Annotated in this window: 18 protein-coding genes; 14 read left to right on the top strand and 4 right to left on the bottom strand. The window is 59.6% G+C overall.

Annotated elements, in window-relative coordinates; all coding sequences use genetic code 11:
• The first annotated feature begins 153 nt into the window (after positions 1–153).
• The 13 genes from rnr to PMI30_RS15250 all read left to right on the top strand — a co-directional run bounded on the left by rnr (position 154) and on the right by PMI30_RS15250 (position 18,462).
• Positions 154–2,784: a ribonuclease R gene (gene rnr / locus PMI30_RS15190; protein ID WP_008009816.1), complete on the top strand. Its 2,631-nt coding sequence runs from the start codon at positions 154–156 to the stop codon at positions 2,782–2,784.
• On the top strand, positions 2,781–3,548 hold the full coding sequence (rlmB, locus tag PMI30_RS15195) for a 23S rRNA (guanosine(2251)-2'-O)-methyltransferase RlmB (protein ID WP_008009813.1): 768 nt from the start codon (positions 2,781–2,783) through the stop codon (positions 3,546–3,548). Before rnr ends, rlmB begins: the two co-directional genes overlap by 4 nt.
• A gap of 316 nt (positions 3,549–3,864) precedes the next feature.
• Positions 3,865–4,287 carry a 30S ribosomal protein S6 gene (gene rpsF / locus PMI30_RS15200; protein ID WP_007902678.1) on the top strand — a complete coding sequence of 141 codons (423 nt, stop codon included), beginning with the start codon at positions 3,865–3,867 and terminating at the stop codon, positions 4,285–4,287.
• Positions 4,288–4,315: 28 nt separating this feature from the next.
• Positions 4,316–4,546: a 30S ribosomal protein S18 gene (gene rpsR / locus PMI30_RS15205; protein WP_002551829.1), complete on the top strand. Its 231-nt coding sequence runs from the start codon at positions 4,316–4,318 to the stop codon at positions 4,544–4,546.
• 36 nt (positions 4,547–4,582) lie between these two features.
• On the top strand, positions 4,583–5,476 hold the full coding sequence (locus PMI30_RS15210) for a hypothetical protein (protein ID WP_008009810.1): 894 nt from the start codon (positions 4,583–4,585) through the stop codon (positions 5,474–5,476).
• Between the two features lie 19 nt (positions 5,477–5,495).
• Positions 5,496–5,942 carry a 50S ribosomal protein L9 gene (gene rplI, locus PMI30_RS15215; protein WP_003197251.1) on the top strand — a complete coding sequence of 149 codons (447 nt, stop codon included), beginning with the start codon at positions 5,496–5,498 and terminating at the stop codon, positions 5,940–5,942.
• A gap of 123 nt (positions 5,943–6,065) precedes the next feature.
• Positions 6,066–7,460, top strand: coding sequence for a replicative DNA helicase (dnaB, locus tag PMI30_RS15220; RefSeq protein ID WP_007902695.1), 1,395 nt, complete (start codon positions 6,066–6,068; stop codon positions 7,458–7,460).
• A 189-nt stretch (positions 7,461–7,649) separates the two neighbouring features.
• A complete protein-coding gene (locus PMI30_RS15225; protein WP_008009808.1) occupies positions 7,650–9,953 on the top strand; it encodes a YgiQ family radical SAM protein in 2,304 nt (767 codons plus the stop codon).
• 217 nt (positions 9,954–10,170) lie between these two features.
• Positions 10,171–11,091 (top strand): hypothetical protein, encoded by a 921-nt coding sequence (locus PMI30_RS15230; protein WP_008009806.1) that lies wholly within the window; start codon positions 10,171–10,173, stop codon positions 11,089–11,091.
• Positions 11,088–11,546 (top strand): hypothetical protein, encoded by a 459-nt coding sequence (locus PMI30_RS15235; protein ID WP_008009804.1) that lies wholly within the window; start codon positions 11,088–11,090, stop codon positions 11,544–11,546. The genes PMI30_RS15230 and PMI30_RS15235 overlap by 4 nt, the downstream gene beginning before the upstream one ends.
• 175 nt (positions 11,547–11,721) lie before the next feature.
• Positions 11,722–14,997: a transglutaminase family protein gene (locus PMI30_RS15240; RefSeq protein ID WP_008009802.1), complete on the top strand. Its 3,276-nt coding sequence runs from the start codon at positions 11,722–11,724 to the stop codon at positions 14,995–14,997.
• 88 nt (positions 14,998–15,085) lie between these two features.
• On the top strand, positions 15,086–17,572 hold the full coding sequence (locus PMI30_RS15245; RefSeq protein WP_008009800.1) for a circularly permuted type 2 ATP-grasp protein: 2,487 nt from the start codon (positions 15,086–15,088) through the stop codon (positions 17,570–17,572).
• Positions 17,572–18,462, top strand: a complete 891-nt coding sequence (locus tag PMI30_RS15250; protein WP_008009798.1) for a transglutaminase family protein — start codon at positions 17,572–17,574, stop codon at positions 18,460–18,462. The genes PMI30_RS15245 and PMI30_RS15250 overlap by 1 nt, the downstream gene beginning before the upstream one ends.
• Positions 18,463–18,686: 224 nt before the next feature.
• Here PMI30_RS15250 and PMI30_RS15255 read toward each other — a convergent pair whose 3' ends face one another.
• Together PMI30_RS15255 and PMI30_RS15260 are read right to left on the bottom strand one after the other, a co-directional pair.
• Positions 18,687–18,875, bottom strand: a complete 189-nt coding sequence (locus PMI30_RS15255) for a hypothetical protein (RefSeq protein ID WP_007902706.1) — start codon at positions 18,873–18,875, stop codon at positions 18,687–18,689.
• A 68-nt stretch (positions 18,876–18,943) separates the two neighbouring features.
• Positions 18,944–19,531, bottom strand: a complete 588-nt coding sequence (locus PMI30_RS15260; RefSeq protein WP_008009795.1) for a TIGR00730 family Rossman fold protein — start codon at positions 19,529–19,531, stop codon at positions 18,944–18,946.
• Between the two features lie 344 nt (positions 19,532–19,875).
• On the opposite strand from PMI30_RS15260, the gene azu reads away from it, so the two are divergent.
• Positions 19,876–20,322: an azurin gene (gene azu / locus PMI30_RS15265; protein WP_008009790.1), complete on the top strand. Its 447-nt coding sequence runs from the start codon at positions 19,876–19,878 to the stop codon at positions 20,320–20,322.
• Positions 20,323–20,485: 163 nt separating this feature from the next.
• Here azu and nadE read toward each other — a convergent pair whose 3' ends face one another.
• Together nadE and pncB are read right to left on the bottom strand one after the other, a co-directional pair.
• Positions 20,486–21,313, bottom strand: coding sequence for an ammonia-dependent NAD(+) synthetase (gene nadE / locus PMI30_RS15270; protein WP_008009789.1), 828 nt, complete (start codon positions 21,311–21,313; stop codon positions 20,486–20,488).
• 4 nt (positions 21,314–21,317) lie between these two features.
• The gene (pncB, locus tag PMI30_RS15275; protein ID WP_008009787.1) at positions 21,318–22,544 is read right to left on the bottom strand and encodes a nicotinate phosphoribosyltransferase; all 1,227 of its coding nucleotides are present in this window, start codon (positions 22,542–22,544) and stop codon (positions 21,318–21,320) included.
• Between the last annotated feature and the right edge of the window lie 148 nt (positions 22,545–22,692).

Here is a 22,692-nt window from a genome sequence, read left to right as displayed (position 1 = left end):
ATCGAAAAAACCTGGAAAATTTCTCCAGTGGTATTCAAATCAGCTTTGCGATGTCGATAAAGGGCTTTAGATGGGCTGTCATAGCCTGAAATTTCCCGTTTCATTACGCCTATGCCAAACTAACCCGCATATAGACAAGGTGAAAACTCTCTAATGGCCGATTGGCAGTCCCTCGATCCCGAGGCCGCTCGTGAAGCGGAAAAATATGAAAACCCTATTCCTAGCCGCGAACTGATCCTTCAGCACCTTGCTGATCGAGGTTCGCCTGCTAACCGCGAGCAGCTGGTCGAAGAGTTTGGTCTGACCACGGAAGACCAGATCGAAGCCCTGCGTCGCCGCCTGCGCGCCATGGAGCGCGACGCTCAACTCATCTATACCCGTCGCGGCACTTATGCGCCGGTGGACAAGCTCGACCTGATCCTGGGCCGCATCAGCGGTCACCGTGACGGCTTCGGCTTCCTGGTCCCGGACGACGGCAGTGACGACCTGTTCATGAGCCCGGGGCAAATGCGCCTGGTGTTCGATGGTGACCGTGCCCTGGCCCGTGTTTCCGGTCTCGACCGTCGCGGTCGCCGCGAAGGCATGATCGTCGAAGTGGTGTCCCGCGCTCACGAGACCATCGTCGGTCGTTACTTCGAAGAGGGCGGTATCGGTTTCGTCGTCGCGGACAATCCGAAGATCCAGCAAGAAGTGCTGGTGACTCCGGGCCGCAACGCCAATGCCCAGATCGGCCAGTTCGTCGAAGTGAAGATCACCCACTGGCCAACGCCACGCTTCCAGCCGCAAGGCGACGTGGTCGAAGTCGTGGGTAACTACATGGCGCCGGGCATGGAAATCGATGTCGCCCTGCGCACCTACGATATTCCTCACGTCTGGCCTGAAGCGGTGCTCAAAGAAGCCGCCAAGCTCAAGCCGGAAGTCGAAGAGAAAGACAAAGAGAAGCGCATCGACCTGCGCCATCTGCCGTTCGTGACCATCGACGGTGAAGATGCGCGCGACTTCGATGACGCGGTCTACTGCGAAGCCAAACCGGGCAAGCTGCGCCTGTTCTCCGGTGGCTGGAAGTTGTACGTGGCGATTGCCGACGTTTCCAGCTACGTGAAAATCGGTTCGGCGCTGGATAACGAATCCCAGGTTCGTGGCAACTCGGTGTACTTCCCCGAGCGTGTCGTGCCGATGTTGCCTGAGCAATTGTCCAACGGCCTGTGCTCGCTGAACCCGCACGTTGATCGCCTGGCCATGGTCTGCGAGATGACCATCTCCAAATCCGGCGAAATGACCGACTACTGCTTCTACGAAGCGGTGATTCACTCCCACGCCCGCCTGACCTACAACAAGGTCAGCGCCATGCTGGAGACGCCGAAAGCCACTGAGGCACGTCAGCTTCGTGGTGAATACACCGACGTTCTGCCGCACCTCAAGCAACTGTATGCGCTGTACAAGGTTCTGCTGGCGGCCCGTCACGTGCGCGGTGCGATCGATTTCGAAACGCAGGAAACCCGGATCATCTTCGGTTCCGAGCGCAAGATTGCCGAAATCCGTCCGACCGTTCGCAACGACGCCCACAAGCTGATCGAGGAATGCATGCTGGCGGCCAACGTGGCCACTGCCGAATTCCTGAAAAAGCACGAAATTCCTGCGCTGTATCGCGTCCATGACGGCCCGCCACCGGAGCGTCTGGAAAAACTGCGCGCCTTCCTTGGCGAGCTCGGCTTGTCCCTGCACAAAGGCAAGGATGGTCCGTCGCCGAAGGATTACCAGGCTTTGCTGGCAGGCATCAAGGATCGTCCGGATTTCCACCTGATCCAGACCGTCATGCTGCGTTCGTTGAGCCAGGCGGTGTACAGCGCCGATAACCAGGGCCACTTCGGCCTGAATTACGAAGCCTATACCCACTTCACTTCGCCGATTCGCCGCTACCCGGACTTGCTCACGCACCGGGCGATCCGCAGCGTCATCCATTCGAAAATGGACACCCCGCACGTTCGCCGTGCCGGCGCGATGACCATTCCGAAAGCGCGCATCTACCCGTACGACGAAGCGATCCTGGAGCAGCTCGGCGAGCAATGCTCGATGAGCGAACGCCGTGCCGACGAAGCGACCCGCGACGTGGTGAACTGGCTCAAGTGCGAGTTCATGAAAGACCGCGTGGGCGAATCGTTCCCGGGTGTGATCACCGCCGTGACCGGTTTCGGCCTGTTCGTCGAACTGACCGATATTTACGTCGAAGGCCTGGTGCACGTCACCGCGCTGCCGGGTGATTACTACCACTTCGATCCTGTACACCACCGCCTCGCCGGTGAGCGTACCGGTCGTAGCTTCCGCCTTGGCGACACCGTTGAAGTTCGCGTCATGCGCGTCGACCTCGACGAGCGCAAGATCGATTTCGAGATGGCTGAAAAAACCATCAGCGCGCCGATCGGCCGCAAAAAGCGCGGCACTGAAACTGCAGCACCTGCTGCCAAGACAGCTGCCGAGCCGGCACCGGCAAAAACCGGCCGTCGTCCTGCCAAGGAAAAGGCTGTCGAAGCCTATCGCCCGAGCGATGCCGCGGCAAAAAATGCCGAGTTGCGCAAAAGTCGTGAACTGAAACAGGCGTTGTTGTCTGAAGCGAAAAGCGGCGGTAAAGCGGCGTCTGGGGGAAAGACCGGGCGGTCGGCGCCTGACAAGGCCTCCGGCGGCAAGCCAGCAAAACCGAGCAAACACCGTAAAGGCCCGCCAAAAGCGGGTTCCGCTCCAGCCGCCAGAAGCGGCGGGGCGCGTAAACCTAAGGCCAAGTCATGAGTCAGTTGGAAAAGATCTATGGCGTGCACGCTGTAGAAGCGTTGCTGCGTCACCACCCAAAACGCGTCAAGCAGATCTGGCTGGCTGAAGGCCGCAGTGATCCGCGGGTTCAGGCGCTGATCGAGTTGGCGAACGAAAATCGCGTGGCCGTCGGCAACGCCGAGCGTCGTGAGCTGGATGCCTGGGTTGAAGGCGTGCACCAGGGCGTGGTGGCGGAGGTGAGTCCGAGCCAGGTCTGGGGCGAGGCGATGCTCGACGAACTGCTCGATCGAACCGAAGGCGCGCCGCTGTTGCTGGTGCTCGACGGCGTGACCGATCCGCACAACCTCGGCGCTTGCCTGCGTTCGGCCGATGCGGCCGGTGCGCTGGCGGTGATCGTTCCAAAGGACAAGTCGGCGACGTTGACCCCGACGGTGCGTAAAGTGGCCTGCGGCGCGGCGGAAGTGATTCCGTTGGTGGCCGTGACCAACCTGGCGCGCACCCTGGAAAAGCTCAAGCAGCGTGGCTTGTGGGTTGTCGGTACGGCTGGCGAGGCTGAACAGAGTCTGTATCAGCAAGACATGACCGGCCCGACCATCCTGATCATGGGTGCTGAAGGCAGCGGCATGCGTCGCCTGACCCGCGATCTTTGCGACTACCTGGTGCACCTGCCGATGGCTGGTAGCGTCAGCAGTCTCAACGTTTCCGTGGCGACCGGCGTCTGCCTGTTTGAAGCCCGGCGCCAGCGCAGCGTCAAGGCTGCCGGAACCGCCAAGAAGTCCTGATCCGCAGCAAAACCCCATGTGGGAGCGAGCCTGCTCGCGATGGCGGTGTGACATTCAGCATAAGTGTTGAATTTTGCGCCCTCATCGCGAGCAGGCTCGCTCCCACAGTGGTTTGTGGTGCAGCAAGAATTGGTGTGCGAACGAACTGTTCAAATAATCACCAATTGCCTTGCACCTCTTCTGTCCCTTCTCTACAATTGCGCCCCTTGCTGTGACGGCAGGCACGCATGTGTCTATCGCAAGCAAGTCCATAAGTGTCATTCACTCCTTGTCTGACCGCTTTTGAGCGGCAGGCTACAACCCGTAAGGAGCATTCATGCGTCATTACGAAATCATCTTTTTGGTCCACCCGGATCAAAGCGAGCAAGTCGGCGGCATGGTTGAGCGTTACACCAAGCTGATCGAAGAAGACGGCGGCAAAATCCACCGTCTGGAAGATTGGGGCCGTCGTCAACTGGCCTACGCAATCAACAATGTTCACAAGGCTCACTACGTGATGCTGAACGTTGAGTGCACTGGCAAGGCCCTGGCCGAGCTGGAAGACAACTTCCGCTACAACGATGCAGTGATCCGTAACCTGGTCATCCGTCGCGAAGAAGCCGTTACCGGCCAATCCGAGATGCTCAAGGCTGAAGAAAACCGCAGTGAGCGCCGTGAGCGTCGCGACCGTCCTGAGCACTCCGACGCCGAAGGCGTTGATGGTGATGACAGCGACGCCAGCGATAACGCTGACGAGTAATCCACGGACCTTTTGAGGAGCCTATTACATGGCACGTTTCTTCCGTCGTCGTAAATTCTGCCGCTTCACCGCTGAAGACGTGAAAGAGATCGATTACAAAGATCTCAACACTCTGAAAGCTTACGTATCCGAGACCGGCAAAATCGTTCCAAGCCGCATCACCGGTACCAAAGCTCGTTATCAGCGTCAGCTGGCCACCGCTATCAAGCGCGCCCGCTTCCTGGCCCTGCTGGCCTACACCGACAGCCACGGCCGCTGAGACCGGGCAGTCGACACGTAGCAAAGGATTGAATGCATGCGCGCCTTAGCTGAGTTCATCATGCGCGGCCGTATGCAGGCCACTCTGGTAGTGGCCGGATGCGCAACATTGCCGTTGTTGTATTGGTTGGGTGCTGCCGCCGGATGCCTTGTGCTCCTGCGGCGCGGATTGAAGGACGCCTTGGGCGTTCTTGCTCTGGGACTGCTGCCGGCGTTGATCTGGTGGCTTTACTCCGACGACCCACGGGCACTTCTGGTGCTGCTGGGGTCTTCGAGCCTTGCGTTGGTTTTGCGCGCAAGCGAGTCCTGGAACCGCGTGCTGCTGGTCAGCATAGCGATGGGGTTGGTGTTTTCGGTGGTGCTGGGGGTGGCTTTTGCGCCCCAGATCGAGATGCTGGCGCAGGCTTTGATAAAAGTCATGCCGTCGCTACTCGGTGATGTCTACCAGCAATTGTCGGTAGACGAGCAAGCGCGTTTCGCGTCCCTGATTGCACCGGTCCTGACCGGCCTGATTGCGGCTTTGTTGCAAATCGTCAGTGTGCTGAGCCTGATTGTCGGGCGCTACTGGCAGGCGTTGTTGTACAACCCGGGTGGTTTTGGTCGCGAGTTTCGCGCCATCCGAATCCCGCTTTTACCGGCGATGTTGCTGCTGGTGTTGATGCTTCTGGGGCCTAACTTAGGCTCGCAGATGGCCATGTTGACACCGTTGTGCAGCGTACCGCTGGTGTTCGCCGGGCTGGCCCTGATTCACGGGCTGGTGGCGCAAAAGCGACTGGCCAAATTCTGGCTGGTGGGGTTGTACGTCACGCTGTTGCTGTTCATGCAGCTGATCTATCCGTTGCTGGTGGTCTTGGCCATCGTCGACAGCCTGATTGATTTTCGCGGTCGTTCGGCACCGAAAGATGCCGATAACGCGAACGGTGAAGGTTAAAAGTTAAGAGGATTTTCACATGCAACTGATCCTTCTGGAAAAAGTCACCAACCTGGGCAACCTGGGTGACAAAGTGAACGTTAAGGCTGGTTACGGTCGTAACTACCTGCTGCCTTACGGCAAAGCTACCGCTGCGACCGCTGCCAACCTGGCTGCGTTCGAAGAGCGTCGCGCTGAGCTGGAAAAAGCCGCAGCAGACCGTAAAACTTCGGCTGAAAGCCGTGCCGCCCAACTGGCTGAGCTGGAAGTGACTATCACTGCCACCGCTGGTGACGAAGGCAAGCTGTTCGGTTCGATCGGCACTCACGACATCGCTGATGCACTGACCGCCTCTGGCGTTGAAGTTGCAAAAAGCGAAGTTCGTCTGCCGAACGGCACCATCCGCAACGTAGGCGAATTCGACGTAGCCGTGCACCTGCACGCCGAAGTTGAAGCCACCGTACGCGTTGTCGTGGTAGCAGCTTAAGCAGCACTTGTCGGCTGGCACCCTCGGGTGCTTGCCGGTAACATCGGGCACGATCCTGTTTACAGGTCGTGCCCTTTGTCTTTCTGCGGTTCCTGATTTTCTACAAACTAATTCCAAGTGGCCATGAACGATATTTCCGCTCCCGAGCAATACGATCTGCAAACCGCTGCCCTGAAGGTGCCGCCGCATTCCATCGAGGCCGAACAGGCCGTGCTCGGTGGTTTGATGCTGGACAACAACGCCTGGGAACGTGTGCTGGATCAAGTCTCCGACGGCGATTTCTATCGGCATGACCACCGCCTGATCTTCCGTGCGATCGCCAAACTGGCCGATCAGAACTCCCCGATCGACGTCGTGACCCTTGCCGAGCAATTGGACAAGGAAGGTCAGACGTCCCAGGTCGGTGGTCTCGGCTACCTGGGTGAGCTGGCGAAAAATACGCCGTCCGTCGCCAACATCAAGGCCTATGCCCAGATCGTTCGTGCGCGGGCGACCTTACGGCAACTGATCGGCATCGCCACCGAAATTGCCGACAGCGCTTTCAACCCGGAAGGCCGCACGGCTGAAGAGATTCTCGACGAAGCCGAGCGGCAGATCTTCCAGATCGCCGAGGCCCGACCAAAAACCGGCGGCCCGGTGAGCGTGAATGACCTGCTGACCAAGGCTATTGACCGCATCGACACGTTGTTCAACACCGACAACGCCATCACCGGCCTGTCCACCGGTTACACCGACCTCGACGAAAAGACCAGCGGCTTGCAGCCTTCCGACCTGATCATCGTCGCCGGCCGTCCGTCCATGGGTAAAACCACCTTCGCGATGAACCTGGTGGAAAACGCCGTGTTGCGCAGCGACAAGTGCGTACTGGTTTACTCGCTGGAGATGCCAGGCGAATCGCTGATCATGCGTATGCTGTCGTCCCTTGGGCGTATCGACCAGACCAAGGTCCGGGCCGGTCGCCTGGATGACGACGATTGGCCGCGCCTGACCTCGGCGGTCAACCTGCTGAACGATCGCAAGTTGTTCATCGACGACACGGCCGGTATCAGCCCATCGGAGATGCGCGCGCGGACCCGGCGTCTGGTGCGTGAACACGGCGACATCGCCCTGATCATGATCGACTACCTGCAGTTGATGCAGATTCCAGGTTCCGGCGGCGACAACCGGACCAACGAGATTTCCGAAATCTCCCGTTCCTTGAAAGCCCTCGCCAAGGAATTCAACTGCCCGGTAGTGGCGCTGTCCCAGCTCAATCGCTCCCTGGAGCAACGACCGAACAAGCGCCCGATCAACTCCGACCTCCGGGAATCCGGAGCGATCGAGCAGGATGCTGACGTGATCATGTTCGTGTACCGGGATGAGGTCTATCACCCGGAAACCGAGCATAAAGGCATCGCCGAGATCATCATCGGCAAGCAGCGTAACGGCCCGATCGGCACGTCACGACTGGCGTTCATCGGCAAGTACACACGCTTCGAAAACCTGGCACCGGGCAGCTACAATTTCGACGACGAGTAAGTTGTGTAGTGTCTGACAGGGCCTCTTCGCGGGCAAGCCTCGCTCCTACAGGGATCACACCGAACCTGTAGGAGCGAGGCTTGCCCGCGAAGGGGGCGACACTAATTTCCGACCATAGCCGTCGGAATTGGTCAAATTTTGTGCTATATTCCGCGCCCGCGATTTTTCATCTCAACACCGGTCATCGACATGCAAGCAGCCAAGCCGTTATTTGACTATCCCAAGTACTGGGCCGAATGTTTCGGGCCAGCGCCATTCCTGCCGATGAGCAGGGAGGAGATGGATCAGCTTGGCTGGGATTCCTGCGACATCATCATCGTCACCGGTGATGCCTATGTCGACCACCCGTCTTTCGGCATGGCAATCATTGGCCGGCTGCTGGAGTCCCAGGGCTTCCGCGTCGGGATCATTGCCCAGCCTAACTGGCAGTCCAAAGACGACTTCATGAAGCTGGGCGAGCCGAACCTGTTCTTCGGTGTCGCGGCCGGCAACATGGACTCGATGATCAACCGCTACACCGCCGACAAGAAAATCCGTTCCGACGACGCCTACACCCCCGGTGGCCTGGCGGGCAAACGTCCGGATCGCGCGAGCCTGGTTTACAGCCAGCGCTGCAAGGAAGCCTACAAGCACGTGCCGATCGTTCTCGGTGGCATCGAAGCCTCCCTGCGCCGCATCGCCCACTACGATTACTGGCAGGACCGGGTGCGCAACTCGATCCTGATCGACGCTTGCGCCGACATCCTGCTCTACGGCAACGCCGAGCGTGCGATTGTCGAAGTCGCCCAGCGTCTGTCGTTCGGTCACAAGATCGAAGACATCACCGATGTGCGCGGCACCGCGTTCATTCGTCGTGACACGCCAAAAGACTGGTTCGAGATCGATTCCACACGCATCGATCGTCCGGGCAAGGTCGACAAGATCATCAACCCGTACGTGAACACCCAAGACACCCAGGCTTGCGCCATCGAGCAGGAAAAGGGGCCGGCTGAGGATCCGAACGAAGCGAAGGTCGTGCAATTGCTGCCGAACCCGCGCCTCACCCGCGAGAAAACGGTCATCCGCCTGCCGTCGATGGAAAAAGTCCGTGGTGACTCGGTGCTCTATGCCCACGCCAACCGCGTGCTTCACCTGGAAACCAACCCGGGCAACGCACGTGCGCTGGTGCAGAAGCATGGCGAAGTGGACGTCTGGTTCAACCCGCCTCCGATTCCGATGACCACCGAAGAAATGGACTACGTGTTCGGCATGCCTTACGCACGGGTTCCGCACCCGGCGTACGGCAAGGAAAAGATTCCTGCCTACGACATGATCCGCTTCTCGGTGAACATCATGCGCGGCTGCTTCGGTGGCTGTACGTTCTGCTCGATCACCGAGCACGAAGGCCGGATCATCCAGAACCGTTCCGAAGAATCGATCATTCGCGAAATCGAAGAGATCCGCGACAAGGTGCCAGGCTTCACCGGCGTGATCTCCGACCTCGGTGGCCCGACCGCGAACATGTATCGCATTGCCTGCAAGAGCCCGGTCATCGAGTCCGCATGCCGCAAGCCGTCCTGCGTGTTCCCGGGCATCTGTGAAAACCTCAACACCGATCACTCGTCACTGATCCAGCTCTATCGCAGCGCCCGTGCCTTGCCGGGTGTGAAGAAGATCCTGATCGCGTCTGGCCTGCGTTACGACCTCGCGGTCGAGTCGCCGGAATACGTCAAGGAGCTGGTGACTCACCACGTCGGTGGTTACCTGAAGATCGCCCCGGAACACACCGAGGAAGGTCCGCTCAACCAGATGATGAAACCGGGCATCGGCAGCTATGACAAGTTCAAGCGCATGTTCGAGAAGTACACCAAGGAAGCCGGGAAAGAGCAGTACCTGATTCCGTATTTCATCGCCGCTCACCCGGGCACCACCGACGAAGACATGATGAACCTGGCCCTGTGGCTCAAGGGCAATGGTTTCCGTGCCGACCAGGTGCAGGCGTTCTACCCGTCGCCGATGGCCACCGCTACCGCGATGTACCACTCGGGCAAGAACCCGTTGCGCAAGGTCACTTACAAGAGTGACGGCGTGACCATCGTCAAGAGCGAAGAGCAGCGTCGTCTGCACAAGGCGTTCTTGCGTTATCACGACCCGAAAGGCTGGCCGATGCTGCGTGAAGCGCTGACCCGCATGGGCCGCGCCGATTTGATCGGACCGGGCAAGAACCAGTTGATCCCGCTGCATCAACCGGCGACCGACAGCTACCAGAGCGCCCGTCGCAAGAACTCGACACCGGCCGGCAGCCACAAAGTGGCCGGGGAAAAGACCACCAAGATCCTGACCCAGCACACCGGCCTGCCACCGCGTGCCAGCGATGGCGGTAACCCGTGGGACAAGCGTGAACAGGCCAAGGCCGCGGCGTTTGCCCGCAATCAGCAGGCGGCCAAGGAGCGCAAGGATGCGGCCAAAGGCAAGGGACCCAAGCCGGCCCGCAAGCCAGTCGTGCCGCGTTAAACTTCGCGCCCTATCGCAAAACGCCAGCCTCAGTGCTGGCGTTTTGCTTTCTAGCGAGGGTGTGGCCTGTTTGCTAAGGTGACGCGCACTTCAATGGCTGCCCGGGAAGCTGATTTCCCTGTACGACGCCAAACCCTGTGGGAGCCGGGCTTGCTCGCGATGATGGCGGCACAGGCAATAAAGATCTCCCCCCCCCCGATCTTCAAGGACGATTCACATGAGCAACCCCTTACCGGGCATAGGCATGGATTACAGCCCTTCCCAGTTCATGGCCCGCCAACGCATCGAAAGCCAGATCAACCTGCCACGCCTGTTCGCCGCCATCGACGCCGACCCCGGAATCGTCGGTGCGGGCGTGGTGTACATCGACGCCGAGTTCAACGTAGTGACCCTACGCGAGTTCAAGCCGATTTGCAGTATCAAGCCCAAGCGAATCATTTTGCGCGAGGCGCAGAAGTACATTGCACCGGCTCAATTCGCTGATCAGGTGCAGAGCAATCCGCGGGAATCGCGATTGGTAGCAGAGGCAGTGAATACCACACTGTCGTGCGCCGGGGCGGTGATCAGTTGGGCTGTCATTGCCAGCGGAACGATCCTGGTTCCGTTCAGCGCGGGTGTGAGTTCGGTCGTTGTAGCTATTGCTTATACCGCCGCCGGTGCAAGCAGTCTTCAGTGCCTCAATGGCATCACACGAACCACCCTTGAAGTGGCCAAACCTGAAGTGAACGATTGGCTGGACAGCGAGGCGTGGTACCAGAATGCATCTATCGGGTTGGATGCCGCTTCACTGGTGGGTGTTGGGGCATCTGCTCTGACCACCATCAAACTGGTCAGGGTCGCCAAAGCTACTACTGGGAAAAGCCTGCGCGATGTACTTCGTGGGCTGAACAGGCAGGAACGGGCGAAGCTGACCAAGGAACTTCTGAGCATCAATGATCCAAGGTTGACATCGAAAATGTTGAAATTGAAGCAATTGGCGGGAGAACTGCCTAAGCGCTTCACGCCAACTCAACTCAAGCATGGCACGGTTACCCAGATCAAAGATTCGTTAGGGGCTGCGATCGGCCTTACTGGAAGTGCGTTGTCAGGCAATGTCAAAACTGTTGCGATCGGCCTGTATGAGGAGATCGACGAGTGAGCGAACAACTAACACTCAAGGCATTTTTCAGACGTTACTTTCTGGCATTTCTTGGCGGGATTTTTGCCGCCTACTTTTCACTCGCCTTTGCAGTTGCACTGTCGTTCGTCACCTATTTCCAGAATGCGCCGCTTGCTGACAGCGGGTTGTACATTTTTCTGGCAGGCGCAGCACTGACGCTGCTGGTTGTTCATAGCAATTTCATGATTGTGCGTGGAAGGCCGTGGTGGGTGTGGGTGGTGGCCGGGGTTTTGGTGGCATGCCTGCTGTTCGTATTGCCGATGATCCATTACGCCCCCCCCAGAGCCATTTATGTGTTGGCCTTGCTGTCCCCTTTACTGGGGCTGCTTTTTCTCAATAGCAACGGACAACGAGAAATGCGAAGCAAGCTGGTGGATATTCGCCATGAGCGAGAGCGCATGAAACAGAGCCTCAAGGCATCGCGCCGCCGTTAAGTAGGCTCGTCCATCGATCCGCCACATTTATGTGCGCCCCTGTGCACACGAAAGCGAGCAATGCGCGCTTTTAGTGCTCTACTGCCTTGAGTAACCGAAGAAAGGGTCCGACCTGCCGGTATGGCATAAGTCTTGCGCCGCTTTCGATAACGTCCAGGCTCGCAGGAGGCACGCCGTGTCGATCCATGTCGCATTGCACCACGTCACGCATTACCGCTACGACCGCGCTGTCGAGCTCGGTCCGCAGATCGTTCGCCTGCGCCCGGCTGCCCACAGCCGCACGCGGATACTGTCCTATGCGCTGAAAGTCTCCCCCGAGCAGCATTTCATCAACTGGCAGCAGGACCCCCAGGGCAACTATCTGGCGCGGTTGGTGTTCCCGGAGAAAACCGATGAGCTGCGGATCGAGGTCGATTTGCTGGCCGAGATGGCCGTCTTCAATCCGTTCGACTTTTTCCTCGAGCCCTATGCCGAAAAGATCCCTTTCGCCTACGCTGCGGATGAGCGTAAAGAGCTGGCGCCGTACCTGGAAACCTTGCCCCTGACGCCGAAATTCAAGGCCTATCTGGATGGCATCGATCGCACGCCGCTACCGAGCGTGGATTTCCTGGTTGCGCTCAACCAGCGCCTCAGCGAAGACATCGGCTACCTGATTCGCATGGAGCCAGGCGTACAGACCCCGGAATACACCATCGAGCATGCCTCCGGCTCCTGTCGCGACTCCGCGTGGTTGCTGGTGCAATTGCTGCGCAACCTCGGCCTGGCGGCGCGTTTCGTGTCCGGTTACCTGATTCAGTTGACCGCCGATGTCAAAAGCCTCGACGGTCCCTCGGGCACCGAAGTGGACTTCACTGACCTGCACGCCTGGTGCGAGGTCTATTTGCCTGGTGCTGGCTGGATCGGCCTGGACGCGACCTCTGGGCTGTTTGCCGGTGAAGGGCATATTCCGTTGGCGTGTAGTCCTGATCCGTCCTCTGCGGCACCGATCAGTGGCTTGGTGGAACCGTGCGAGTGCGAATTTACCCACGAGATGTCCGTGGAACGGATTTGGGAAGCACCGCGGGTAACAAAACCCTACACCGAAGATCAATGGCTGGCGATTCAGGCATTGGGCCGGCAGATCGATGCCGACCTGCTCGAGGACGATGTGCGCCTGACCATGGGCGGCGAGCCGACGTTCGTTTCCATCGATGACCCGGACGGCGCCGAATGGAATACCGCCGCGCTCGGCCCGAATAAACGTCGCCTGTCCGCCGAACTGTTCCAGCGCATGCGCAAGCATTACGCGCCCAAAGGCCTGGTGCATTTCGGTCAGGGCAAGTGGTACCCAGGCGAGCAACTGCCACGCTGGTCGCTGAACTGCTACTGGCGCCGCGACGGCGTGCCGATCTGGCACAACAGCGCGCTGATTGCCGATGAGCAGGAAGACTACGGCGCCGATGGTGAACTGGCCGGGCGTTTTCTGGCGAGTGTCGCCGAACGCTTGAAAATTCCGACACGCTTTGTGTTCCCGGCCTACGAAGACAATTTCTATTACCTCTGGCGCGAAGGCGCTTTACCGCAGAACGTCAGCGCCGAAGACTCACGGCTGGAAGAACCTTTGGAGCGGGCGCGCCTGCGCAAAGTCTTCAGTCAAGGCCTGGACAAGGTTATCGGCCAGGTCCTGCCGCTGGCGCGCACCGCCAAGGGCGATCAGTGGCAGAGCGGTCGCTGGTATCTGCGGGAAGAACATTGCCGATTGGTGCCGGGGGATTCTCCGCTGGGGTATCGCTTGCCACTCGGTTCGCAGCCCTGGGTGAAGGCAGCGGAGTATCCGTTCATTCATCCCGTCGACCCGAATCAGGATTTTCCCGAGCTGCCGGACACCGCCCAACTGCAGAGTCATGGCGAACCTGCTGTCACTGAAGAGCGTGCGCCAAGGATCGACGAGTCCGCCGACTGGCTGACCCGCACCGCATTCTGCGCCGAAGCGCGCGAAGGCCGGTTGTACCTGTTCATGCCGCCACTGGAGCGGGTCGAGGACTATCTGGAGCTGGTCGCGGCCATCGAAGCCACCGCCGAGGAGCTGCATTGCCCGGTGTTGCTGGAAGGCTATGAACCGCCGAGTGACCCGCGTCTGAGCAACTTTCGCATTACTCCGGATCCGGGCGTGATCGAGGTTAACGTCCAGCCGTCCGCCACCTGGGATGAGTTGGTGGAGCGCACCGAATTTCTTTACGAAGAGGCGCGCCAGACTCGACTGACCACCGAGAAGTTCATGATCGACGGCCGGCACACCGGGACCGGCGGTGGCAACCATTTCGTCTTGGGTGGCGCGACCCCGGCTGACTCACCGTTTCTGCGCCGTCCGGATTTGTTGCGCAGCCTGATCAGCTACTGGCACAACCATCCGTCCTTGTCCTACCTGTTTTCCGGATTGTTCATCGGCCCGACGTCCCAGGCGCCGCGCGTCGATGAGGCACGCAACGATTCGTTGTATGAACTGGAAATCGCCTTCGCACAGATGCCGAAGCCGGGCGAGGAGTGTCCACCCTGGCTGGTGGATCGCTTGCTGCGCAATTTGCTGATCGACGTGACCGGCAACACCCACCGCGCCGAGTTTTGCATCGACAAACTCTATTCGCCGGACGGCGCCACCGGGCGCCTCGGATTACTGGAGCTGCGAGCCTTTGAAATGCCGCCCCATGCGCGCATGAGCCTGGCTCAGCAATTGTTGCTGCGGGCGCTGGTGGCACGGTTCTGGCGCGAGCCTTATGCGCCGCCGAAACTGGCGCGCTGGGGCACAGAGCTGCATGACCGATTCCTGTTGCCGCACTTTATCGAGCAGGATTTTGCCGACGTCATCGTCGACCTCAATGCCGCCGGTTACCCCGTGCGGGCCGAGTGGTTCGCGGCGCATCTGGAGTTCCGTTTTCCCAAGGTCGGCGACTACGCCGTCAGCGGCATCCAACTGGAATTGCGTCAGGCGCTGGAGCCTTGGCATGTACTGGGCGAGGAAGGCACGGCAGGTGGCACGGTGCGTTACGTGGATTCGTCGCTGGAGCGTTTGCAGGTCAAACTCAGCGGCCTGCCGCCTCAGCGATATCTGCTGACCTGCAACGGCATTCCGGTGCCGTTGCAACCCACGGGGCGGGTCGGTGAGTTCGTCGCCGGCGTACGCTTTCGCGCCTGGCAGCCGGCCAACTGCCTGCAACCGACCATCCCGGTCCACGCGCCGCTGGTGTTCGACCTGCTCGACACCTGGATGGGGCGATCGCTGGGCGGTTGTCAGTACCACGTCGCCCATCCGGGCGGACGCAACTACGACAGCCTGCCGGTGAACGCCAATGAGGCCGAGAGCCGGCGGATGGCGCGTTTCTTCCGTCTCGGACACACGCCGGGGAAACTTCCTATACCGAATCTGGAAATTAACGACGAGCTGCCGATGACTCTCGATTTGCGACGTTTCTAAACCGTACGCGACGCTCGGATTTTTCGTATATCCGGGCGTCATGAGCCTGCGTTAGTCTGACCGTTCTTTGCTGTCTGCCGAGCTTTCCATGCCTGACCTGCTTGACCGTTACCCGCTGACCGCGGGCACTTATCACGAACTGCTCGACGACAGCGGCGTCGTGCGCCCGCACTGGCGGCGGCTGTTCGATCAATTGCAACGCAGCACGCCAATGCAACTGGCGCAGCGTCAGGCGCTGCTGACCCGGCAGATCCAGGAAAACGGCGTGACCTATAACGTCTACGCCGACCCCAAGGGCGCCGACCGGCCTTGGGAGCTGGACCTGCTACCCCATGTGATTGCCGCTGATGAGTGGGAACAGTTATCGGCCGGGATCGCTCAACGGGCGCGGTTGCTCAATGCTGTGCTGGCGGACCTGTACGGCCCTCAGCGCTTGATCGCCGAAGGTCTGCTGCCGGCTGAGCTGGTGTTCGGTCACAACAACTTTCTCTGGCCCTGTCAGGGCATTTCGCCGCCCGACGGGGCCTTCCTGCATCTGTACGCCGTGGATCTGGCGCGCACGCCTGACGGTCGCTGGTGGGTGACGGCCGACCGGACTCAAGCGCCATCCGGTGCCGGTTACGCGCTGGAAAACCGCACCATCGTGTCCCGAGCCTTTCCCGAGTTGTACCGCGATTTGAAGGTGCAGCACCTGGCTGGATTCTTCCGCACACTTCAGGAAACCCTCGCTCGTCAGGCGCCGAGCGATGACGAAGCGCCACTGGTGGTGGTGCTGACGCCGGGGCGTTTCAACGAAAGCTATTTCGAACACCTGTATCTTGCTCGCCAGCTCGGTTATCCGTTGGTGGAGGGCGGCGACCTGACCGTCCGGGATGCCACGGTCTACCTGAAAACCTTGAGCGGCCTGCGCCGGGTTCACGCGATCATGCGCAGGCTCGATGATGATTTCTGCGACCCGCTGGAGCTGCGCACCGACTCGGCCCTCGGCGTGCCGGGGCTACTCGAAGCCGTTCGCCAGGGCCGGGTGCTGGTGGCCAACGCGCTCGGCAGCGGCGTGCTGGAGTCGCCGGGTTTATTGGGCTTCTTGCCGAAGATTAATCAGTATCTGTTCGGTGAAGAGCTGATCCTGCCGTCCATCGCGACCTGGTGGTGCGGTGAAACGCCGGTGTTGGCCCAGGCCTTGGAGAAGCTGCCGGAGCTGCTGATCAAACCAGCGTTTCCATCGCAGAGCTTCACCCCGGTGTTTGGTCGTGACTTGAGTGAAAAACAGCGTCAAGCCTTGGCTGAGCGCATGCAGGCACGGCCTTACGCCTATGTTGCGCAAGAATTGGCGCAGCTGTCCCAAGCGCCGATCTGGCAGGCCGAAGGTGGCCAGTTGCAGCCGCGAGCCATCGGCATGCGCGTGTATGCAGTCGCCAGTCGGGACGGCTATCGAGTGCTGCCCGGCGGGCTGACCCGGGTTGCCGGCGAGGCCGATGCCGAGGTGGTGTCGATGCAGCGCGGCGGCGCAAGCAAGGACACTTGGGTATTGGGCGATCGCCCACCCAGCGGTGAACAATGGAAAGCCCAGCGCAACATTGGCGTTCACGATCTGGTGCGACGCGATCCGTATCTGCCGTCGCGGGTGGTCGAGAACCTGTTCTGGTTCGGCCGTTACTGCGAGCGCTGCGATGACAGTGCACGACTACTGCGGATCATGCTGGCGCGCTATGTCGATGGCGATGACCCGCAAGCCCTGGAGGCGGCGGTTGATCTCGGTGAACGCTTGAATCTGTTGCCGGAGGAGGGCGAATTGCCAGAGCGATTGCTGGCGGCGCTGCTCGGCGATGATTGGCCGTTCAGCCTGCGCTCCAACCTGCAACGCTTGCAGTGGGCGGCTTCGCAAGTACGCGGCAAGCTTTCGCGGGAAAACTGGCAGGCGTTGGTGGAATTGCAGCGTGAAGCCATGGCGCTGGAAACCGAAGAGCCGGATTTCGGCGAGTTACTGGACTTCCTCAACCGGTTAGTGATGTCGCTGGCGGCGCTGTCCGGCTTTGCCCTCGACGACATGACCCGGGACGAAGGCTGGCGTTTCCTGATGATCGGTCGACGGATCGAGCGGCTGCAATTTCTCAGCGGCAGTCTGGCGGCGTTTCTGCGTGGCGCCGGGACTTTCGATCAGGCCGGGCTGGAATGGCTGCTGGAGCTGGGCAACAGCAGCATCACTTACCGCTCGCGGTATTTGGCGGTGGCGCAATTGATCCCGGTGCTGGACCTGTTGCTGCTCGACGAGCAGAACCCTCACGCGGTGCTGTTCCAGTTGAAACTGGTGACCCGCACGTTGAAGCGCTTGAACGACGACTTTGGCGCGCCGCGCGAAACAGGTCTGCCGCAGTTGGTGGAGCGGTTGGCGCGCTTCGATCTGGGTTGCCTGGAAAACTCACTGTTTGGCGAGGCCAGTGTTCGCGCCGCCATAGAGGGGTTGGCCGATCTGTTGCAGGAGATCGCCGACGCCAGCGGACAAGTATCGGATCGCCTGGCCCTGCGCCATTTCGCCCATGTCGATGATGTCAGCCAACGCACGGTGTCCGTCTGATGAATGCCCGTTACCAGATTTTCCACGACACCCATTATCACTATGACAGCCCGGTGTCCCTGGCCCAGCAACTGGCGCACCTGTGGCCGCGGGCTTGTGCTTGGCAGCGCTGCACCGATCAGCAATTGCAGATCAGTCCCGATCCGACCTCGCGCCGGGATGAGCTGGACGTGTTTGGTAATCCGCTGACCCGGTTGGCATTCGAGCGGCCGCACGATGAGTTGCTGGTCAATGCCAGCCTGACGGTCGAAGTGCTGGCGCGACCATCGCTGGACTTCAATCAATCGCCAGCCTGGGAAGTGACCTGCAACGCATTGACCTACAGCAGTCAGCCGCTCTCTCCTGAACTGCTGGAAGCCTGCCGTTACCGGTTCGAATCGCCTTACGTGCATTTGAAGCGCAGCTTCGTCGAGTTCTCCGAAAGTTGTTTTCCTCCTGGCCGGCCATTGCTGCTGGGAGTTCAGGCGTTGATGGAGAAGATTTTCAGCGAATTCACCTTCGACGCCGAAGCGACCCAAGTGGCGACGCCGCTGGTGGAAGTGCTGGAGAGGCGGCGCGGGGTTTGTCAGGACTTTGCGCATCTGATGCTCGCTTGTGTGCGCTCCCGGGGATTGGCGGCGCGGTACATCAGCGGTTACCTGCTGACCCAGCCACCACCGGGCCAGCCACGGCTGATCGGCGCCGATGCGTCTCATGCCTGGGTGTCGGTGTTTTGCCCGGTGCTGGGGTGGGTGGATTTCGACCCGACCAACAATGTGCAGCCGGCGCTGGAGCACATCACCCTGGCCTGGGGCCGGGATTTTTCCGATGTGTCGCCTTTGCGTGGGGTGATCCTGGGCGGTGGCAGCCACGACCCCGAAGTTCGGGTCACAGTAATGCCATTGGAATAGTGGAGATCCAGTGTGGGAGCGAGCCTGCTCGCGATAGCGGTGTATCAGTCAAATAATTGCTAAGTGTGCCGCCGTCATCGCGAGCAGGCTCGCTCCCACATGGGGATGTGCAAGTCAGTTCTGGACGGGGAATTTTCAGACTGGACTGTGAGGGTCAGCAACATCGTTGCTGACCCTGGACACAGATCCGGTGGGCCTGATCAGATCATCGGGCCCTGAGGGTCTCAGGCGTCGGGCGCCTGATCTTTCGGTGCTTCAGTTTCGTCTGTAGCCACTTCGCCTTCGGTATCCGGGTTCAGTGCTGCTGCTTCTTCTTCAGCTGTAGCTTTCTTGCGCTGAAGCTTTTCCTCTTTCTTCTGCTCCTTGGCCAAGTCTCTCTGACGTTTGGCGAAGGAATAATTAGGTTTAGCCATGGGCGATCCTCTGGGGTCGAAGGTGAGGTTGAGCGGCGCATATTCTGCCCTGTATCGGCACCGAGCCGTTAGCTGGGTTTTTGCTCGGTCCATTTTGGCGGTACCGAGGGTTGCCAGGCGTCCAGTGCATCGAGCAGGGTTTGCGGCGATTCGCTCATTTGCAGCATGTCACGGTGCGCTTCGCGAACGAAGCCTTCGCCGACGATATGATCAAGAAAAGACGTCAACTTGCTGTAGAAACCGTTCACTTCCAGCAAACCCAGCGGTTTGCCGTGATAGCCGAGCTGGCCCCAGGTCCAGACTTCGAACAGCTCTTCCAGCGTGCCCAGGCCGCCGGGCAGAGCGATGAAGGCATCGCTGAGCTCGGCCATTCGCGCCTTGCGCGCATGCATGCCGTCCACCACTTCCAGGCGGGTCAGGCCGCTGTGGCCGATTTCCTTGTCTTTGAGGCTCTGCGGGATGATCCCGATCACTTCACCGCCGGCCGCCAGCGCGGCGTCGGCCACAATTCCCATCAGTCCAACGGCGCCGCCGCCATAGACCAGGGTCAGCTTGCGCTCGGCCAATGCTCGCCCCAGGGCGACAGCCGCTTCACGATAAGCCGGGTTAGTGCCGGTGCTGGCACCGCAAAATACACAAACGGACGATAAAGACATGCCTTACTCCATGGTCATCAGGGCCACAGAGTAAAGGCAGGCTTGCCCCGTTCCAAGGGTTAAACCTCGCGTTTTGGCGTTTCACAGGTGCCACTGGCGCCGCAGGCGTAGGCGGCGAGCAAACTGCACAACAAGCTGTTGAAAGACATGACAGACGCTCCAGATGAGAGATGACGGCCCTGATGATAGGGCCGTGCCAGACGTCTGGCTGGTAGATTGTTTCGATGAGTGTCATAGCCCGAAAGTTGTATACAATTTTTGATTCAGGTCATAGGAACTTGCGAAGATTTCAGGCAGTCTTCTGTCCATCAGCACTTTTGTTAACCCTGCCTTGGAGATTCACCATGTTTGCCAAACTTGTTGCGGTATCCCTGCTGACACTGGCCAGCAGCCAATTGATGGCCGCGGAATGCAAGGTCACTGTCGACTCCACTGACCAGATGTCCTTCGATACCAAGGACATCACCATCGACAAGAGCTGCAAGACGTTCACCGTGGAATTGAAACATTCTGGCAGCCTGCCGAAAAACGTCATGGGCCATAACTGGGTGCTGAGCAAAGAAGCCGACATGCAGGCGATCGCCACTGACGGCCTGTCGGCTGGCATCGACAAGAACTATCTGAAAGAAGGTGATGCTCGCGTCATTGCTCACACCAAAGTCATCGGCGCGAAGGAAACCGATTCGGTAACTTTCGATGTGTCGAAGCTCAATGCTGCTGAAAAGTACGGTTTCTTCTGCTCGTTCCCAGGCCACATCTCGATGATGAAAGGCACTGTTACCCTGAAGTAATCGATTCAAATGCAAAAAAAGCGTCTATCTGGGACGCTTTTTTTTGTGCCTGACATTTGACCCAGTCATCGTTCATCGCGAGCAGGCTCGCTCCCACAGGTACAACGCTGTCCTTGTGGGAGCGAGCCTGCTCGCGATGGCGTCGGTATCAGCGCCGCCTGCCTCAAGGCGCGAACGGCATCACACGCTTGTGATGGGTCTTTTTGTACGTGTCGCAAATTATCTTGAACGCTTCCTCACGCACCGGTTCGCCGTGCAGGAAGGCGTCGATCTCGGCGTAGGTAACACCGTGAGAGGCTTCGTCCGGTTTGCCCGGCGACAGGTCTTCGAGGTCGGCGGTCGGGATTTTTTCCACCAGCGACTCCGGCGCGCCGAAGCTGCGGGCAATCGCCCGGACCTGATTTTTCACCAGGCCGCTCAGCGGTGCGAGGTCGCAGGCGCCGTCACCGAATTTGGTGAAGAAGCCCATCACCGCTTCTGCCGCGTGATCGGTGCCGATCACCAGGCCATGAGCCGCGCCAGCGATGGTGTATTGCGCGACCATGCGCATCCGCGCCTTGGTGTTGCCCAACACGAAATCCACCGAAACCGCGTGCTTGCCTTCAAAAGCCGCCACTTCGCTGGCCAGGGATTTGACTGCAGGGCCGATGTTCACGGTATGGCGCTCATCCGGTGCGATGAAGTCCACTGAAGCCTGGGCGTCGTGCTCATCGAACTGCGTTTGGTATGGCAGGCGCACGGCGATGAATTTGTAGCTGCTGTCCCCGGTGCGCTCGCGCAGTTCACGCATGGCACGCTGGGCCAGCAGGCCGGCGGTCAGGGAATCGACGCCGCCGCTGATGCCGAGCACCAGGGTCTTGAGCCCGGAATCGACCAGGCAATCCTGGATGAAGGTGATCCGCCGGGCGACTTCGGCCTCGAGGGCGGCCTGGTCGGCGAACGGCGGCTGGACCTTGAGCTGTTCAGCAATCTCACGCTGTACGGCTTGCATGAATTCACTCCTTGCTTGATGTACTGGAAAGGGCGGCAGGTACTTGGAAAACATGTCGCAAATAGGCGACGAAATTCGGGTCTTTGCAGTGAGTCTTGCCAGGCTCATCAGAAATCTTGGCCACTGGCTGGCCGTTGCAGGCCGTCATTTTAAGCACGATGCTCATCGGTTCGACACCCGGAATATCGCAGGTCAGGTTAGTGCCGATACCAAAGCTGACATTGATCCGACCGCGCAATGCCCGAAAAATCTCCAGGGACTTGGGCAGCGTCAGGCTGTCGGAAAACACCAGGGTTTTGCTCATGGGGTCGATGCCAAGCTTGTGGTAGTGGGCGATGGCTTTTTCCGCCCACTGCACCGGGTCACCGGAATCGTGGCGCAAGCCGTCGAAGAGCTTGGCGAAGAACAAGTCGAAATCGTTAAGGAAGGCATCGGAGGTGATGCAATCTGTCAAGGCGATTCCCAGCAAACCCCGATACTCGCGGACCCAGCAGTCGAGGGCGGCAATCTGGCTGTCGATCAGCCGCGGGCCGAGTTGTTGGTGGGCCATGATCCATTCGTGGGCCATGGTGCCCAGCGGCTTCATGTCCAGTTCCCGGGACAGGTGCACGTTGCTGGTACCGACGAAGCGACCGGGGAAGTCATGCTTGAGCACGTTCACCACTTCTTCTTGTACGCGGTACGAGAAGCGACGGCGGGTGCCGAAATCGGCTACTTGCAACTCGGACAATTCGTCCGCGCTGGCGTTGGCGGTCAGCCAGTCGAACTTGCGATAGAGCTGTTCGCGGGCCTGTTCCAGAACGATTTCCCGGTAGCGATAGCGGTTGCGTACTTCGCTGACCATGGCCAGCAGCGGTACTTCGAACAGAATCACGTGCAGCCACGGCCCGCGCAGACGGATGAACAACTCGCCGTTTTCAATGCCGGTGTGGATATAGCGCAGGTTGAAGCGGAACAGCCCGAGAAAACGCAGGAAATCCGGTTTCAGAAAGCTGATGCGCTCCAGGAAACTCAGCTGATCGGCACTCAGGCTCAACTCGGCCAGTCGCTCGATCTGGAAACGGATCTCCGCCAGGTACGGGCGCAGATCCTCACTGTTACGGCAACGAAACTCCCATTCGACTTCCACGTTCGGGTAGTTGTGCAGCACCGCCTGCATCATCGTCAGTTTGTAGAAGTCGGTGTCGAGCAGGTTCTGCACGATGCGATCGGCAAACACACTCTCGCTCATAACGGGTTCTCCAGGCTGGCCGCGGCCCGTGGCAGCGACGTTGCAGCTGTTTCAATGAATGGGGCTAGTGGCGCATATCAGCGGTGAGGATTGCCAGCTTTTTTTGTGTTCATGATGGAATAATCACATGTTGCTGGCACCTTCAAAT

The sequence above is a fragment of the Pseudomonas sp. GM50 genome, from assembly GCF_000282375.1.
In the GTDB taxonomy this organism is placed as follows: Bacteria; Pseudomonadota; Gammaproteobacteria; order Pseudomonadales; family Pseudomonadaceae; genus Aquipseudomonas.
The sequence above is the reverse complement of the archived record's forward strand: the minus strand, read 5'-3'. Positions and strand labels throughout refer to the sequence as shown.